Origin of the sequence: Angustibacter sp. Root456, assembly GCF_001426435.1 — a bacterium.
Classification (GTDB): Bacteria; Actinomycetota; Actinomycetes; order Actinomycetales; family Angustibacteraceae; genus Angustibacter.
In genome coordinates this window covers 142722-159410 of record NZ_LMER01000018.1, presented here as the reverse complement: position 1 = coordinate 159410, position 16689 = coordinate 142722, and the positions used below count along the sequence as shown (strand labels likewise).

Genomic DNA, 16689 nt, shown 5'->3' with positions numbered 1-16689 from the left:
GAGCCGGCGCGTCCCGTGCGCGACGTACGCCATCTCGGTGACTTCTCGACCACGCCGCGGATGCTGCTCATCACGGCGCTCGCCCTTCCCGTCGGAGCCGCCGGCGCAGGCCTGGCCTGGGTGCTGCTCAAGCTCATCGGACTGGTCACCAACGCGGTCTTCTACCAGCGCGTCGACACCGCGCTCGTCGCCCCGGGCGCCGTCCACCACCACCCGCTGCTCGTCCTGCTCGCTCCGGTGGCCGGTGGGCTCGTGGTCGGGCTGATGGCCCGGTACGGGTCGGAGAAGATCCGCGGGCACGGCATGCCGGAGGCCATCGAGGCGATCCTCACCGGCGGCAGCAAGGTGCAGCCGCGGGTGGCGGCCCTCAAGCCGATCTCTTCGGCGATCGCCATCGGCACGGGCGGCCCGTTCGGTGCCGAGGGGCCCATCATCATGACCGGCGGCGCCGTGGGGTCGCTGTTCGCCCAGTTCCTGCACCTCACGGCGGACGAGCGCAAGACGCTGCTCGTCGCCGGCGCCACGGCCGGCATGGCCGCGACGTTCAACGCCCCGCTCGCCTCGATCCTGCTGGCCGTGGAGCTGCTGCTGTTCGAGTGGAGGCCGCGCAGCTTCGTGCCCGTGGCCGCTGCGGTCAGCGTCGCGACGATGCTGCGAGCGCCGTTGCTCGGCTCCGGGCCGGTGTTCCCGTCGGTCGGTGAGCTGCACCTGTCGGCCGCCGCGTACGGCCTCTGCGTCGTCTCGGGAGTCATCTCGGGACTGCTCGCGATCCTCGCCACGGTCCTCGTCTACGCGGCCGAGGACGCGTTCCGCCGGCTGCCCGTGCACTGGATGTGGTGGCCCGCGATCGGCGGTCTGATCATCGGAGCCGGGGGCCTCGTGGTGCCGCAGGCGCTCGGCGTGGGGTACGACGTCATCGGCGCCGAGCTGGCCGGCACGATCAGCCTGGGGCTCGTCGTCGGCATCCTGGTCGTCAAGACGCTCATCTGGTCGCTGTCGCTCGGCTCCGGCACCTCCGGCGGCGTGCTCGCCCCCATGTTCATGATCGGCGGGGCTCTCGGTGCCGTCGAGGCACAGGTGTTCCCGCACGTGGGCCCGGGCTTCTGGGCGCTCGTCGGCCTCGCCGGGGTGCTGGGTGGCGTGATGCGCTCGCCGCTCACCGGCGTGGTCTTCGCCATCGAGCTGACCCACCGCTTCGACGCGCTCCTCCCGCTCGTGGTCGGCGCCTCGGCCGCCTTCGCCGTCTCGGTGCTGCTGCTCAAGCGCTCGGTGCTCACCGAGAAGGTGGCGCGACGCGGGTTCCATCTCACGCGCGAGTACGACGTCGACCCGCTGGAGGTGCTGTTCGTCGACGAGGTGGTGGACGACGACGTCGTGACGTTCGCACCCGAGCTGAACGTGGCGGACGCCGTCGCGCGCCTCGACGCCGATGCGGTCGCGAGAACGCAGCGGTTGTTCCCCGTGCTCCGCGACGGCCGGCTGGAGGCCGTGGTGTCGGAGAACACGCTGCGGGCCGCGCTCGAGCAGCAGAGGGGAGCCAGCACCGTGGCGTCCGTCGCCACCCTCGAGCCGGTGAGCGTCTTCGCCGACGACACGCTGCGCACGGCGGCGCACATCATGGCCGACGCCGGACACACGCGGCTCCCCGTGATCCGGCGCGACGACCCGACGGAGCTCGTGTCGGTGGTCTGCCTGCAGCAGCTGCTCGCCGGCCGCGTGAAGGACCTGCAGGAGGAACGCGACACCGAGCGCGTGCTGCGCCTGCGCACGCCCCGGCTCGCGCGCCTGTCCGCCCGGACAGCGCGCGAGTGAGCGCTCGCCGTACGCTGTCGGCCGTGAAGCGCTGGAACGGTGTGGCCGACGTCCCGTCCGACCTCGGGGCGAGCGTCGTGACGCTCGGCAACTTCGACGGCGTGCACGCCGGGCACCGCGCGGTGCTCTCGCGGGTCGTGGAGCGGGCGCGCGAGCAGGACGCCACCGCCGTCGCGATCACCTTCGACCCGCACCCCGCTCAGGTGCTGTTCCCCGAGCGCGCGCCGGCGCTCATCACCGGGCTGCACCAGCGCCTCGACCTCATGGCCGCCGTCGGGCTCGACGCCACGCTGGTCATGGAGTTCACCCGCGAGCTCTCGCAGTGGTCGCCGCAGGAGTTCGTCGTCCGGGTGCTCGTGCAGACCCTGCACGCCGCGACGGTCGTCGTCGGCGCGGACACCCGCTTCGGCCACCGCAACTCCGGCGACGTCCAGACCCTGCGCGACCTCGGTGAGGTGCACGGCTTCACCGTCGAGGTCGTGCGCGACCTCGCCCCCCGCGAGTCCGGCCCCCGCTGGTCGTCGTCGTGGGTGCGCGAGGCGCTCGAGGAGGGCGACGTCGTCCGCGCGGCCGAGGCGCTCGGGCGCCCCCACCGCATCACGGGCGTGGTCGTGCACGGTGACCACCGCGGCCGCGAGCTCGGGTACCCCACCGCCAACCTCGAGCCCGCCGCCGAGGGGCTCGTGCCCGCCGACGGCGTCTACGCCGGCTGGATGCTGCGCCCGCAGGCCGGGGACGACGTCGCCGACGTCGACCGGCTGCTGCCCGCTGCCGTGTCGATCGGCACGAACCCGACGTTCGACGGCACCGCGCGGCGGGTCGAGGCGTACGTGCTCGATCGCACCGACCTCGACCTGTACGGCGAGCGGGTGAGCCTGGAGCTCGTCGAGCGCCTGCGACCCACCGTGCGGTTCGACTCGGTCGAGGCGCTGGTCGAGCAGATGCGCGCGGACGTCGACCGCGCGCGAGAGCTGCTGAGTGCGCAGGTGGTGCCGTCGTCGTTCGGGACCACCTCCGCGGACTGATACCCTGAAGATCGCCGTCTGAACGGCCGCGGATCCAGAGAGCCCGGGTGGACAAGCCCCGGAGCACCGCGCAACGACCCCCAGGGAGAACCTCAGTGCCGCTCGATGCCGCCGTGAAGAGCCAGATCATGTCCGAGTACGCGACGCACGAGGGCGACACCGGTTCGCCCGAGGTGCAGGTCGCGATGCTCACCCAGCGCATCAAGGACCTCACCGAGCACCTCAAGGAGCACAAGCACGACCACCACAGCCGTCGTGGTCTGCTCCTCCTCGTGGGCCAGCGCCGCCGGCTGCTCGGCTACCTGCGCCAGAAGGACATCAGCCGCTACCGCGCGCTGATCGAGCGCCTCGGTCTGCGCCGCTAACCGTCGACGGGGAGCGGCCCCGCACGTCGGGGCCGCTCCCTTCGTCATGTCGGGCCCTGCGCCCGGCGACCACAACTGAATACCCCCGTCCAGGGGGAACCCAGCGATACGACGGCACGTTCGGAGCGCCGGTCCTCGGTAGTGGCTTCCGGAGCGAGGTTCTCGCTCCGTGGGCCTCGATCGAAGACCGGGACCACGCGCCGCTCACGCCGTCGCCACCAGGTCGCCCGCGTCGGGTGACCTGTCGACGATGACTGATGAGATGAACGGAGAGTGACCCCGCCATGGAGGGTCCCGAGATCCAGTTTTCCGAGGCCGTGCTCGACAACGGCAGCCACGGCAAGCGCACGGTGCGCTTCGAGACCGGCCGCCTGGCCAAGCAGGCCGCCGGCTCCGCCGTCGCCTACCTCGACGACGACACGATGCTGCTGTCGGCCACGACGGCCGGCAAGCACCCCAAGGAGCACTTCGACTTCTTCCCCCTGACGATCGACGTCGAGGAGAAGATGTACGCCGCGGGCAAGATCCCCGGCTCCTTCTTCCGCCGCGAGGGGCGCCCCAGCACCGACGCGATCCTCACCTGCCGCCTGATCGACCGCCCGCTGCGCCCGTCCTTCGTCAAGGGCCTGCGCAACGAGGTCCAGGTCGTCATCACGGTGCTCGCGCTCAACCCCGACCACCAGTACGACGTGCTGGCGATCAACGCCGCGTCGATGTCGACCCAGCTGTCGGGCCTGCCGTNCCACAGCGAGATGGAGCGCGCGGTCTTCGACATGGTCGTGGCCGGCCGCGTCGTCGACGACGGCGACGTCGCGATCATGATGGTCGAGGCCGAGGCCACCGAGAACGCCTGGGCGCTGGTGAAGGGCGAGAACGTCCCGGCCCCCACCGAGGAGGTCGTGGCCGAGGGCCTGGAGGCCGCGAAGCCGTTCATCGCCGAGCTGGTGCGCGCCCAGCGCGAGCTGGCCGAGCGCGCGACGAACACGCCGCTGACCTTCCCGACGTTCCCCGACTACCAGGACGACGCGTACTCCGCCGTCGAGCAGGCCACCTCGGCCGACCTGGAGCAGGCGCTGCAGATCGCCGGCAAGGCCGACCGCGAGACCCGCATCGACGAGATCAAGGCCGCGATGGTCGAGCAGCTCGCCGGGCAGTTCGAGGGCCGCGAGAAGGAGCTGTCCGCCGCCTACCGCAGCGTGCAGAAGAAGCTGATCCGCCAGCGCATCCTCAAGGACGGCGTCCGCATCGACGGCCGCGGCCTGGCTGACATCCGCCAGCTGGCCGCCGAGGTCGAGGTCGTCCCGCGCGTCCACGGCTCGGCGCTGTTCGAGCGCGGCGAGACCCAGATCCTGGGCATCACCACGCTGAACATGCTGCGCATGGAGCAGCAGCTCGACACGCTGTCGCCCGAGACGCGCAAGCGCTACATGCACAACTACAACTTCCCGCCGTTCAGCACCGGCGAGACCGGCCGCGTCGGCTCGCCCAAGCGCCGCGAGATCGGCCACGGCGCCCTCGCCGAGCGCGCGCTCATCCCAGTGCTGCCGAGCCGCGAGGAGTTCCCCTACGCGATCCGCCAGGTCTCCGAGGCGCTGAGCTCGAACGGCTCGACGTCCATGGGCTCGGTCTGCGCCTCGACCCTGTCGCTGCTGAACGCCGGTGTGCCGCTCAAGGCACCGGTGGCCGGTATCGCGATGGGCCTGGTGAGCGACACCGTCGACGGTGAGCCGCGCTACGCCGCGCTCACCGACATCCTCGGCGCCGAGGACGCGTTCGGCGACATGGACTTCAAGGTCGCCGGCACCAAGGAGTTCGTCACGGCGATCCAGCTCGACACCAAGCTCGACGGCATCCCCGCCTCGGTGCTCGGTGGCGCGCTGACCCAGGCGCGCGACGCGCGCCTGCACATCCTGGACGTCATGGCCGAGGCCATCGACAGCCCGGACGAGATGTCGCCGTTCGCCCCGCGGGTGATCTCGGTGAAGGTCCCCGTCGACAAGATCGGTGAGGTCATCGGGCCCAAGGGCAAGATGATCAACCAGATCCAGGACGACACCGGCGCCCAGATCTCGATCGAGGACGACGGCACGGTCTACATCGGCGCCACCGACGGCCCGTCGGCCGAGGCGGCCCGGTCGATGATCAACGCCATCGCCAACCCGACCATGCCGGAGGTCGGCGAGCGCTTCCTGGGCACCGTGGTCAAGACCACGACGTTCGGCGCGTTCATCAGCCTGCTGCCCGGCAAGGACGGCCTGCTGCACATCTCCGAGATCCGCAAGCTCGTCGGCGGCAAGCGCATCGACTCCGTCGACGACGTCCTCTCGGTGGGCCAGAAGGTGCAGGTCGAGCTCAAGGAGATCGACCCGCGCGGCAAGCTCAGCCTGGCCGCCGTGCTGAACGAGGAGGCGGGCTCCGGCGACGCGTCCGCCGAGTCGGGCGAGGCGTCGGCCGACGCTCCGGCCGAGGCCTGAGCGAGGTTCGTGGTTTGGCTCTGCACGCGGTCCCGCTGCCGCTGAGCGGTGAGACCTCCAGCACCCTGTCCGGGGAGGCCGGTGGCGCACTCGTGCGCCGCACGGTCCTCCCCGGCGGGGTGCGCGTGCTGAGCGAGCACGTCCCCGGCGTCCGGTCGGCCACGCTCGGCTGCTGGGTCGGGGTGGGCAGCCGCGACGAGGCACCCGGCTACCACGGCGCCACGCACTTCCTCGAGCACCTGCTGTTCAAGGGCACCACCCGCCGCTCGGCGCTCGATATCGCGGTGGCCTTCGACGCGGTCGGTGGCGAGGCCAACGCCGTCACCGGCAAGGAGCACACCTGCTACTACGCGCGCGTGCTCGACGACGACCTGGTGCTGGCCGGTGACGTCATCACCGACATGGTCACCTCGGCCACGCTGCTGCCCGAGGACGTCGACGCCGAGCGCGGCGTGATCCTCGAAGAGCTCGCGATGAACGACGACGACCCCGCCGACGTCGTCCACGAGCGCATCGCCGAGGCGGTGCTGGGCGACCACCCGCTCGGCCGGCCGATCGGCGGCACCCCGCAGACCATCGCCTCGATCGACGCCGGGCGCATCGACGAGCACTACCGGCAGCACTACACCTCCGACACCCTCGTCTTCACGGCGGCGGGATCGGTCGACCACGACGCGCTGTGCGCGCTCATCGAGCGCGAGCTCGACCGCTCGGGCATCACGCGCACCGCGGCCGTGCCCGGCCCTCGCCGCGTGGGCACCAAGGTCACCGCCGGCCACGGAGCCGGCCGCACCGTGGTCGTGCGCCGGCCCACCGAGCAGGCCAACGTCATCCTGGCCACCACCGGCATCACCGCCACCGACGACCGCCGCTACGCGCTGTCGGTGCTGAACGCGATCCTCGGTGGCGGCATGAGCAGCAGGCTGTTCCAGCAGATCCGCGAGCAGCGGGGCCTCGCGTACTCCGTCTACTCCTTCGCGGCCAGCTACGCCGACTCCGGCTACTTCGGCCTGTACGCCGGCTGCACGCCCAGCAAGGCGCACCAGGTCGTGTCGCTCATGAGCGCCGAGCTCGAGCGCATCGCCGAGCAGGGGGTCGAGGGCGACGAGCTCGCCCGGGGCATCGGCCAGATGCGCGGCGGGCTCGTGCTGGGCTTGGAGGACACCGGCTCGCGGATGACCCGCCTGGGCAAGGCCGAGCTCGTCTACGGCGAGTACCAGACCATCGACGACGTGCTCGCCCGCATGGACGCCGTGACCGCTGAGCAGGTGCGTGACATCGCTGCCGAGCTGGCCGGCCGCCCGCGCTCGCTCGCGGTCGTCGGGCCGTTCGACGAGGACACCGCCTTCCCGCTGTGACCACGCCCTAGGCTGGTGGCGTGAGCGAGACGCTGAAGGTCGCGGTGATCGGCGCCGGCGGGCGCATGGGCCGGCAGGTCTGCGAGGCGGTAGAGGCTGCTGACGACCTGGAGCTGGTGGGGCGCTTCGGCTCCGGCGACGCGTTGGGCGACCTGGCCGGTGCCGACGTGGCCGTCGAGTTCTCCGTGCCCACGGCCAGCCTCGACAACGTCCGGCACTGCGTCGAGGCCGGTGTCCACACCGTGGTCGGCACGACGGGCTGGGACGCCGACCGCCTCGACCGCATCCGGCACGCGCTGCACGGCCACCCTGAGGTGGGGGTCATCGTGGCGCCCAACTTCGCCGTCGGTGCGGTGCTCACCCAGCACTTCGCACAGGTCGCGGCGCGCTTCTTCGAGTCGGTCGAGATCGTCGAGCTGCACCACCCCGACAAGCTCGACGCCCCCAGCGGGACGGCGGTGAGCACCGCCGCGGCGGTGGCCGCGGCACGTGAGCGGGCCGGCCTCGGGCCGGTGCCCGACGCCACGACGTCCGACCCGCACGGCGCGCGCGGCGCCACGGTCGACGGCGTTCACGTCCACGCGGTGCGGCTGCGCGGCCTGGTGGCGCACGAGGAGGTGCTGTTCGGCGGCCCGGGGGAGCAGCTGACGATCCGCCACGACTCCTTCGACCGGGCGTCGTTCATGCCGGGCGTGCTGCGCGCCGTCCGCGCGGTGCCGCAGCGCCCGGGGCTCACGGTGGGCCTCGAGCACCTGCTCGANGTGCATGATCACGCCCGAACCTCTGGCGTGATCATGCACGTCAGCGCAGTGACGGGGGGGTGGCGCCGATGAGGACCAAGCTGGTCATCGCGGCGATGCTCGCGATGTTCGCCTTCTACGCCGTGACGATCGGCTGGCGCGGTGTGCTGCTCGTGCGCGACGGTCGGGCGGCCGCCGTCGCGCTCGGGCTCGGCGTCCTCGTGCTGCCGGTGGTCGCCGGGTGGGCGGTCTGGAAGGAGGTGCGCTTCGGCCTCGCCACGCAGCGGCTGGCGCGCATCCTGGACGCCGAAGGTGGCCTGGCCGTAGACGACCTGCCGCGGCGGCCGAGCGGGCGGGTCGACCGGGCCGCCGCCGACGCGGCGTTCGAGAGCTACCGGGCCGACGTCGAGCGGGAGCCGGGGGACTGGCGCGCCTGGTACCGCCTGGCCACCGCCTACGACGCGGCGGGCGACCGTCGTCGGGCCCGGGCCGCCGCCCGGCAGGCCATCGCGCTGTCAGCCGACGCAGCGCCGCTCTGAGCCAGTCCGCCGGATCACGGCAGCCGGCGCGCGCGCGGGTCGATGTCAGACGGTGGGGGTCAGCCGAGGGGTTCTCTCGCCGTGCCCGCACGCGCGCGCGGTAGCCGGCTTCGAGGAAGACTGCGCTGATGCGCTCGCCTCGTCCGGCGTCGAACCGGTAGCGCTGGACGACCCAGCGCTCGCGGGAGTCGTCGTCGTCCACGGCAGCCACCGGTCGAGCCTAGGTCGCCCGGTCGGCGTGGATGGAGCATTTGCGACATCTCGGCCGCGCCCTATCGGCTGAGATGACAGCGCGGCTAAGTCCACGTTGCGTAATCGTTACCCGGCCTGAGCCGAAGGTCCGTAGACACGCGTGGTGCAAGCGCTTAGATTCTCGGCTCAACACCCGTGTCCGGCAGCCGTGCCGGTCGGGGAACTCGATGGGAGGCGGGCTTGATGGCCCTTCGCGTGTCTCGGTCTACCAAGGCCGTCGCCCTCACGGCGGCGGTCGGTCTGTCGCTGGCGCTCAGCGCCTGCGGCAGCAGCGACACCGGCAGCAGCAACAACGCCGCCGGCAACACCGACTGCTCGCAGTACAAGCAGTACGGCGACCTCAAGGGCAAGACGGTGTCGGTGTACACCTCGATCGTCACCCCCGAGGACCAGCAGCAGATCGACTCCTACAAGCCGTTCGAGCAGTGCACCGGCGCCAAGATCAAGTACGAGGGCTCGAAGGAGTTCGAGGCCCAGCTGCCCGTGCGCGTCAAGGGCGGCAACGCCCCCGACATCGCGATCGTCCCGCAGCCGGGTCTGCTCAAGACGCTCGTGGCCACCGGCAAGGTCGTCAAGGCGCCGGACGCCGTCGCCGCCAACGTCGACAAGTTCTGGGGCAAGGACTGGAAGGGCTACGGCACGGTCGACGGCACCTTCTACGCCGCGCCGCTCGGTGCGAACGTGAAGTCCTTCGTGTGGTACTCGCCGAAGGCCTTCTCGGAGAAGGGTTACCAGGTCCCGCAGACCTTCGACGAGCTGATGGCGCTCACCGAGAAGATCGCGAACGACGACAAGAAGGGCAAGCCGTGGTGCGCGGGCATCGGCTCCGGTGACGCCACCGGCTGGCCGGCCACCGACTGGCTCGAGGACATGCTCCTGCGCACGGCGGGGCCCGAGGTCTACGACAAGTGGGTCAACCACGAGATCCCGTTCAACGACCCGCAGGTGGCTGAGGCGTTGGCCAAGGTCGGCAACATCCTGAAGAACCCGAAGTACGTCAACGGCGGCTTCGGTGACGTCAAGACGATCGCGAGCACCACCTTCCAGGAGGCCGGTCAGCCGATCCTTGACGGCTCGTGCTGGATGCACCGCCAGGCGTCGTTCTACGCCGCCAACTNCCCGGCCAAGGGCAAGCCGGTGCTCGGTGGTGGCGAGTTCATCGCGGCCTTCTCCGACCGTCCCGAGGTGCAGGCGTTCCAGACCTACCTGAGCACCGACACCTGGGCCAACAACAAGGCCAAGGCCACCCCGAACGGCGGCTGGGTCAGCGCGAACAAGGGCCTGGACGTCAACAACCTGGTCAGCCCGCTCGACAAGCTGTCGGCGCAGATCCTGCAGGACCCCAAGGCGCAGTTCCGCTTCGACGGGTCCGACCAGATGCCGGGCGCCGTGGGTGCGGGCACCTTCTGGAAGGGCATGACCGACTGGATCGTCGGCAAGTCCGACGCCGACGTGCTCAACTACATCGAGCAGTCCTGGCCGAAGAGCTAGTCACCGCACCAGTAGGGCATGGACCCGGAGCCCGGACTCCGGTTTCATGAGCAGCAGACGCAAGGCTGGTCGGGGGCACCTCCGCGAGGTGCCCCCGACCGGAACACCCCGGACGGTGAAGGTGGTGGGCGTGCCGTGACCACGGCTGGCAAGTTCGGCGAGATGATCTTCGCTCTCGCGCTGTTCGCGTTCGTGTTCATCGGGATCCTGTTGCTGGCCAGCCTGGTCAAGGGGCGGCGAGGTGAGCGCTGGCAGGTCGTGGCCTTCGCCGGCCCAGCACTGCTGCTGCTGGCTGTCGGCCTGGTCTACCCGGCGCTCAACACCATCTGGCAGTCGATCCACAACGCCGACGGCAGCAAGTTCGTCGGGTTGCAGAACTTCGTCGACATCTTCACGCGGTCCGAGCAGCTGATCGTGGTGCGCAACACCGCGATCTGGGTGCTGCTGGTGCCCACGCTCGCCACGGCGATCGGACTGCTGTACGCGATCCTGGTCGACAAGGCGAGGGGCGAGGCGTTCGCCAAGGCGCTCATCTTCCTGCCCATGGCGATCTCCATGGTGGGCGCGTCGATCATCTGGAAGTTCATCTACGACTACCGTCCCGCGAGCCGCCCGCAGATCGGGCTCGGCAACGAGATCCTCGTCAAGCTGGGCATCGAGCCCCAGCAGTTCCTCCTCGATGCACCGTGGAACACGGTGTTCATCATCATCGTCATGATCTGGATCCAGGCCGGATTCGCGATGGTCATCCTGTCGGCCGCCATCAAGGCGATCCCCGACGACATCGTCGAGGCCGCGCGGCTCGACGGCGTCATGGGCTTCAAGATGTTCCGCTACATCACCGTGCCGAGCATCCGCGGCTCGTTGGTCGTCGTGCTGACCACCATCTCGATCGCCGCGCTCAAGGCCTTCGACATCGTGCGCACCATGACCGGCGGCCAGTTCAACACCAGCGTCGTGGCGAACGAGTTCTACAACCAGACGTTCCGCTACAGCAACACCGGCCTCGGCGCCGCGCTGGCCGTCGTGCTGTTCGTCCTGGTGATCCCGATCATCATCTACAACGTGCGGCAGCTGCGACGTTCGGAGGGACGATGAGCACCTTGACCCCGGCGATCACGCCGGAGCAGACGCCTCCTCCGAAGAAGGCGCGGCTCGGCGCCACCTCCACCGCGCGCAAGGCCCTGACCTCGCGGGTGGCGTCCTTCGTCGCCGTCATCATCGCGGTGCTGTGGACGATCCCCACCGCGGGCCTGCTCATCACCTCGTTCCGCGCCCCGAAGGACATCAACACCTCGGGCTGGTGGACCGCCTTCTCGAACCCGAACTTCACGCTCGACAACTACCGCGCCGTCCTCGGCGAGGGGACGTCCAGCCTGACGGGTGCCTTCGTCAACAGCATCGTCATCACGGTGCCCGCGGTGCTGCTGCCGATCCTGCTGTCGACGCTCGCTGCCTACGCGTTCGCGTGGATGAACTTCAAGGGCCGCGACGCCCTGTTCGTGGCGGTCTTCGCGCTGCAGGTCGTGCCGCTGCAGGTCGCGCTCATCCCGTTGCTGTCGCTGTACGTCAAGCAGCTGCACTTCGCGAACACCTACTGGAGCGTGTGGATCTCGCACACGATCTTCTCGCTGCCGCTCGCCATCTTCCTGATGCACAACTTCATCAAGGAGATCCCGGGTGAGCTCATCGAGGCCGCACGCGTCGACGGCGCGGGTCACGTACGCATCTTCTTCCGCATCATGCTGCCGCTGCTCACCCCGGCCCTGGCGTCGTTCGGCATCTTCCAGTTCCTGTGGGTCTGGAACGACCTGCTGGTGGGCCTGGTGTTCCTCGGCGGCACGCCGGACGTGGCGCCGATCACGGTCGTCCTGGCGTCGCTGTCTGGCACCCGGGGCAGCGCGTGGTACCTGCTGAGCGCCGGCGCGTTCGTGGCGATGATCGTGCCCATCGTGGTCTTCATGGCCCTGCAGCGCTTCTTCGTCCGCGGCCTGCTGGCGGGTGGGCTGAAGGGGTGAACGACGCCGGACGCCGGCGTCCGCGGCCATGGTGAGCCGCATCGAAGACGTCGCGCAGGCCGCCGGGGTGTCGACGGCCACCGTGTCGCGCGCCCTGCGCGGCTTGCCGAAGGTCAGCGACTCGACGCGCGCCAAGGTGCTCAAGGCGGCTGCCGACCTGCAGTACGTCGCCTCGCCCACGGCCTCGAGCCTGGCCAGTGGCAAGACGCACGTCGTCGGTGTCGTGGTGCCGTACGTGACCCGGTGGTACTTCGCCCACCTCATCAGCGGCGCCTCGGAAGTGTTGCGGGAGCAGGGTTTCCACGTCCTGCTGTTCGACGTCGGCGACGAGGGGCCGCACCGCGCGCTGCTGCTCGACTCGCGCATGCTGTTCAAGCGGGTCGACGCCGTGCTGATCCTCTCGCTGCGCCTGCACGACGCCGAACGCGAGCTGCTGCGCCGCCTCAACGTGCCGGTGGTCACGGTAGGCGTGCCGGACGACGACTGGCCCTGCGTGCGGATCGACGACTACGAGACGACGCGCCAGGCCACCGAGCACCTGATCGGGCTCGGTCACCGCCACATCGGCTACGTCGGCGGCGACACGGTGCCCTCGATGGACTTCCCGACGCCGGCCGACCGGGCGCGGGGCTTTCGCGAGACCATGCAACGGCACGGGCTCACCGTCTCGGCCCACTCGGTGGTGATGGGGGACTGGACGGCGGTCAGCGGTCGCGAGGTCGGCCGCGAGCTGCTGGCGCGACCCGACCGGCCCACGGCCGTCGTCGCCGCCTCCGACGAGCTGGCCCTCGGAGTGCTGGCCGCGGCGCGCGAGCTCGGCCTCGCCGTGCCGGCCGACGTGTCGGTCATCGGCATCGACGACCACGAGATGGCCGACCTCAACGGCCTGACCACGGTGGCCCAGCCTGTGGTGGAGCAGGGGCGCATGGCCACCCAGCTGCTGCTGTCGGCGGTGGCCGGGCACGACCTCGGGCACGAGGTGGCCACGGTGCCGACGCGGCTCGTCGTCCGGTCCTCGACCGCCGCGCCGCCCGCGAGCGCTGCGGCCGTGGCCGAGCCGGTGCGGGCCTCAGCGCGCTGAGCGGCTGACCGCACGCGCCGCCAAGGCGCTCGCCGTGTGCACCACCTGCTCGAGCGGCCCGCGCTTGGCCACCGACAGCCAGGCCGAGGCCACCACGACCGCCACGGTGACGTGCGCCAGCAGCAGGGTCGAACGATGCGCCAGCTCCTGCTGGGTGTCGGCCGCGACGACGTGGACGCTGTAGAGGGTGAGCGTCATGGATCCGGTGCGAGCAAGCGCCTCCAGGGCGCCGTTGGCCGCCGCAGCCGCAGTGCCGGGTCGGCGCTCGACGGCCCGGCACACGAGCAGCGCCAGCCCCAGCACGGCCAGCGCTGAGCCGATGGTCTGGGCGAGGTCGAACGGCGTGCCCGAGTGCGGACTCACCACGGCCTGCCACCACCACGTGGTCGTGGGCGTGGTGCCGTAGAGGCCGCGCAGCTGCAGCCGGCCGAGCCCGAGCCACGGCGCCACCACCTGAGCCGGACCGCTGCGGACGAGCTGCGCCCAGCCGCCGCTGGCGAGCAGCGCCTGCGACACCAGCCACGCCGCCCCGGCGAGCGTGGTGCCTGCCGCGACGAGCGCCTCGGCGACGCCGGTGCGCCGCAGCGGCAGGCGGCCGACGGCGATGCCGACCATGAGGTAGGCGAGCCAGGTGAGCACGGGGTAGTAGCCGGTGAGCGCCAGGCGGGTCAGCAAGCTGGCCGGATCAGCGAGGTCGGCGAAGCCGATCTGCGCGCCCGGACCCGGCGGCAGGTGGCCGCGCCAGGCCTGGCTCACCAGCGGCACGACGAGCACCCACGCGGCGGCGAGCCCCAGCAGCGTTCGCGAGCCCAGCCGTAGAAGGGGCAGCCCGAGCACGAACAACAGGCCGTAGTTGGTGAGGATCACGGCGATCGGCGGGTCTAGCCGCACCAGCGCCATGCCGAGCGCCGCGATGAGCAGGGCCCGGGTCGCGATCCGCGTGGCCGTCGCTCGCCAGGGGAGCAGGCGGGGTTCGCTGCCCCCGGTGGCCAGGGCGAGGCCGACACCGGCCAGCAGCGCGAACAGCGCGGATGAGCGGCCCGCCGCGAACCAGAACCACGGTGTGAGCCGGCCCTGCGCGCCGTACTCGGGCAGCAGGTGGGTGCCCATCATGCCGATGAGCGCCACGGCCCGCGCCACGTCGACCCCGCGCAAGCGTCCCGTCATGCGGCCCACCCCAGCGCGCGCAGGCCGGCCGCCACCAGCGCGGCGACGACGATGACGATCAGGAACGGAGCCCGCAGCAGCAGCGCCACCACCGCGGCAGCCAGGCCCGCGGCCCGCGCGTCGACCACGAGCCCGCCGCCGTCCGCCCCGAAGGTCTGGGCGGCCACGAGCCCGGCGAGCAGTGCCACCGGTAACAGGGCCAAGGCTCTCGTGGTCACCGGCCCCTGCAGCAGTCGCTGGGGCACGGTGAACCCCGCCAGCTTGGTGAGGTAGGCCAGGGCGCACGCGGCCGCCACGGCGAAGCCCAGGGTCATCGAGCACCGTCTCCTGTTCGCCCGGCGCGGGCCGCCGCGACGACGGCGGCCCCCACCGCCACGAGCGCCGCCGCGAGCACCGGCAGCCCGGCGGGCAGGGCGGGCACGGTGACGAGGGCCACCACCGCCGCCAGCACCGCGACGGCGCGTGGCTCGTGCGCGGTGAGCCGGGGCCACAGCAGCGCGACGAACGCCGCCGCGGCCATGGCGTCCAGGCCGTAGCGCCGCGGGTCGCCGAGGGCGTCGCCGACCACCGCCCCGATCGCGGTGGCGAGGTTCCACCCCACGAACACCGCGAGGCCGGTGGCCCAGAAGCCGAGGCGGCGTCCCGCGGGCTCGGGCTGAGCCAGGCCGACCGCCGTCGACTCGTCGATCGTGAGGTGCGCGGCGGCGACCCGGCGGGGCCCGTGCGCGCCCAGCCACCGGGCGACCTGCATGCCGTACAGGCCGTTGCGCACGCCGAGCAGCGTCGAGGTGGCGACGGCCACCGGCAGTGACCCGCCGCCCGCGACCACGCCGACGAACGCGAACTGCGACCCACCACTGAACAGCAGCAGTGACAGCGCCATGGTGGGCCAGAACCCGACGCCGGCGGCCGTCGACAGCGCGCCGAAGCTCACGCCGTACGTCGCGGTCGCAGCCCCCACGGCCACGGCCTGGCGCAGCACGGCTCGACGGCGGTCGGGCGGCAGGGCCGCTGCCGAGTCGTCCACGGGACCGGTCAGGGCAGGGGTTCGAGCCGCGCCGACCACCGCACCTCGCGCACGGTGCTCGCACCGTCGCCCGAGGCGTCGAGCACGCGCGTGGCGCCGTCGGCAGCGAAGCCGGCCTGCTGGAAGAACGCCTGGCGGTCGGAGTCGGCCTCGGGCACCCAGGCCCGCAGGACGGCGGTGCCGCGCTCGCGAGCGGTGTCGGCGCAGGCGTTCAGCAGCCGCGACCCGTGGCCCTCGTGCTGGTGGTCGGGGTCGATGAGGAGCACGAGCAGCTCGACCTCGGTGGCCGGGTCGGTGTCGGCGTCCGACGTCGGGGCCAGAGCCACGAAGCCCATGACGTCGGCGCCGCTGGTCGCGACGAGCAGCCGGTGGTCGCGCGTGGGCGGGTCGACGACAGCGGCGCGCCACGACTGCGCCAGGCTCTCCGGAGCGAGGGCGGGGGCTGCGGTGTCGGGCAGCAGCTCGCCGTACGACGCCTGCCAGGCCCGGGCGTGCAGCGCGCCGAGGGCGTCTGCGTCCACCTCGCGGGCGGCACGCACGCCGGCGTCGGGCTGGGGGCTCGGCTGCGGGGTCACCCGGCCATCCTCGCAGGCGCGCCGGGTGGGCCCCGAGGCGCGTTGTCAGCATCGGGACATAAGGTCTACGCCGTGACTGCGTTGACGACCGACCGCGCCGCCCTCGACGGGCTGGACGACCGCACCTTCGCCGCGGTGCTGTTCGACCTCGACGGCACGCTCGTGGACTCCACGGCGGTCGTGGTGCGCTGCTGGCTCGCCTGGGCCGCGGAGCGGGGGATCGCTCCCGAACGCCTGCAGGGCTATCACGGTGTGCCCGCCGCGGACATCGTGCGCGACCTCGTGAGGGAAGACGACGTGCCGGCCGCGCTGGCTCGGATCAACGAGCTGGAGCTGCTCGACGTCCGGGGCATCACGCTGCTGCCCGGGGCGGCCGAGGCGCTCGCGGCCCTGCCGGCCGGCCGCGCTGCGNCACCGACGCGCTGGCGGCCGCGCGCATGGCGGCGACCCGCCTCGACGCGCCGTCGGTGCTGGTGGCGGCCGACCACGTCCACCGCGGCAAGCCCGACCCCGAGCCCTTTCTGCTCGGCGCCGAGCGGCTCGGCGTCGACCCCGAGCTCTGCCTCGTGGTCGAGGACGCGCCCAGCGGCCTGGCGGCGGCGCGCGCGGCCGGCATGGCCACGCTCGCGGTCACGACCACGACGCCGCCGCAGGAGCTGCACGCCGACGCCGTGGTGAGCACGCTCGCCGACGTCGTCCTCAGCGCCGACGCCGAGGGAGTGCGGGTGCGGCCGGCGGTGTCGGCTGCCTGAACGCTCCGGCGCG

14 protein-coding genes and 5 pseudogenes are annotated in these 16689 nt (G+C 71.9%); 15 read left to right on the top strand and 4 right to left on the bottom strand.

Features of this window, described 5'->3' with window-relative positions; translation table 11 throughout:
* Positions 1-60: 60 nt before the first annotated feature.
* The 13 genes and pseudogenes from ASD06_RS12985 (at position 61) to ASD06_RS12935 (ending at position 13155) form a co-directional block, all read left to right on the top strand.
* A complete protein-coding gene (locus tag ASD06_RS12985; protein ID WP_056678561.1) occupies positions 61-1812 on the top strand; it encodes a chloride channel protein in 1752 nt (583 codons plus the stop codon).
* A 23-nt stretch (positions 1813-1835) separates the two neighbouring features.
* Positions 1836-2837, top strand: coding sequence for a bifunctional riboflavin kinase/FAD synthetase (locus ASD06_RS12980; protein WP_056678558.1), 1002 nt, complete (start codon positions 1836-1838; stop codon positions 2835-2837).
* 95 nt (positions 2838-2932) lie between these two features.
* The gene (gene rpsO / locus ASD06_RS12975; protein ID WP_056678305.1) at positions 2933-3202 is read left to right on the top strand and encodes a 30S ribosomal protein S15; all 270 of its coding nucleotides are present in this window, start codon (positions 2933-2935) and stop codon (positions 3200-3202) included.
* Positions 3203-3486: 284 nt separating this feature from the next.
* A pseudogene (locus tag ASD06_RS19690) lies at positions 3487-3943 on the top strand (polyribonucleotide nucleotidyltransferase); the annotation flags it as partial.
* A gap of 1 nt (position 3944) precedes the next feature.
* Positions 3945-5676: polyribonucleotide nucleotidyltransferase (locus ASD06_RS12970; RefSeq protein WP_235502336.1), on the top strand; the 1732-nt coding region annotated here is incomplete at its 5' end.
* A gap of 14 nt (positions 5677-5690) precedes the next feature.
* Positions 5691-7034, top strand: a complete 1344-nt coding sequence (locus ASD06_RS12965; RefSeq protein WP_056678298.1) for a pitrilysin family protein — start codon at positions 5691-5693, stop codon at positions 7032-7034.
* Between the two features lie 20 nt (positions 7035-7054).
* Positions 7055-7794, top strand: a pseudogene (gene dapB, locus ASD06_RS12960) (4-hydroxy-tetrahydrodipicolinate reductase); the annotation flags it as partial.
* Between the two features lie 69 nt (positions 7795-7863).
* On the top strand, positions 7864-8313 hold the full coding sequence (locus ASD06_RS12955) for a hypothetical protein (protein WP_056678555.1): 450 nt from the start codon (positions 7864-7866) through the stop codon (positions 8311-8313).
* A gap of 435 nt (positions 8314-8748) precedes the next feature.
* A pseudogene (locus ASD06_RS20020) lies at positions 8749-9682 on the top strand (ABC transporter substrate-binding protein); the annotation flags it as partial.
* A 1-nt stretch (position 9683) separates the two neighbouring features.
* Positions 9684-10056, top strand: a pseudogene (locus ASD06_RS20015) (carbohydrate ABC transporter substrate-binding protein); the annotation flags it as partial.
* Positions 10057-10191: 135 nt separating this feature from the next.
* Positions 10192-11154 (top strand): carbohydrate ABC transporter permease, encoded by a 963-nt coding sequence (locus ASD06_RS12945; RefSeq protein ID WP_200942157.1) that lies wholly within the window; start codon positions 10192-10194, stop codon positions 11152-11154.
* Positions 11151-12074, top strand: coding sequence for a carbohydrate ABC transporter permease (locus ASD06_RS12940; protein ID WP_056678292.1), 924 nt, complete (start codon positions 11151-11153; stop codon positions 12072-12074). The genes ASD06_RS12945 and ASD06_RS12940 overlap by 4 nt, the downstream gene beginning before the upstream one ends.
* A gap of 28 nt (positions 12075-12102) precedes the next feature.
* Positions 12103-13155, top strand: coding sequence for a LacI family DNA-binding transcriptional regulator (locus ASD06_RS12935; RefSeq protein ID WP_369853742.1), 1053 nt, complete (start codon positions 12103-12105; stop codon positions 13153-13155).
* On the opposite strand, the gene ASD06_RS12930 is transcribed toward ASD06_RS12935, so the two are convergent.
* The 4 genes from ASD06_RS12930 to ASD06_RS12915 are packed head-to-tail and all read right to left on the bottom strand — an operon-like array spanning position 13144 to position 15924.
* Positions 13144-14322, bottom strand: coding sequence for a heparan-alpha-glucosaminide N-acetyltransferase domain-containing protein (locus ASD06_RS12930; protein ID WP_157371706.1), 1179 nt, complete (start codon positions 14320-14322; stop codon positions 13144-13146). The two genes, ASD06_RS12935 and ASD06_RS12930, sit on opposite strands and share 12 nt — an antisense overlap.
* The gene (locus ASD06_RS12925; protein WP_056678284.1) at positions 14319-14636 is read right to left on the bottom strand and encodes an AzlD domain-containing protein; all 318 of its coding nucleotides are present in this window, start codon (positions 14634-14636) and stop codon (positions 14319-14321) included. Before ASD06_RS12925 ends, ASD06_RS12930 begins: the two co-directional genes overlap by 4 nt.
* Positions 14633-15349 (bottom strand): AzlC family ABC transporter permease, encoded by a 717-nt coding sequence (locus ASD06_RS12920; protein WP_056678547.1) that lies wholly within the window; start codon positions 15347-15349, stop codon positions 14633-14635. Before ASD06_RS12920 ends, ASD06_RS12925 begins: the two co-directional genes overlap by 4 nt.
* A gap of 8 nt (positions 15350-15357) precedes the next feature.
* Complete coding sequence (locus tag ASD06_RS12915; RefSeq protein ID WP_056678281.1) at positions 15358-15924, bottom strand: GNAT family N-acetyltransferase; 567 nt, start codon at positions 15922-15924, stop codon at positions 15358-15360.
* 111 nt (positions 15925-16035) lie between these two features.
* Here ASD06_RS12915 and ASD06_RS19685 point away from each other — a divergent pair.
* Positions 16036-16335, top strand: a pseudogene (locus tag ASD06_RS19685) (HAD hydrolase-like protein); the annotation flags it as partial.
* A gap of 26 nt (positions 16336-16361) precedes the next feature.
* Positions 16362-16676, top strand: a complete 315-nt coding sequence (locus ASD06_RS19435; RefSeq protein WP_200942156.1) for an HAD-IA family hydrolase — start codon at positions 16362-16364, stop codon at positions 16674-16676.
* Positions 16677-16689: the final 13 nt, after the last annotated feature.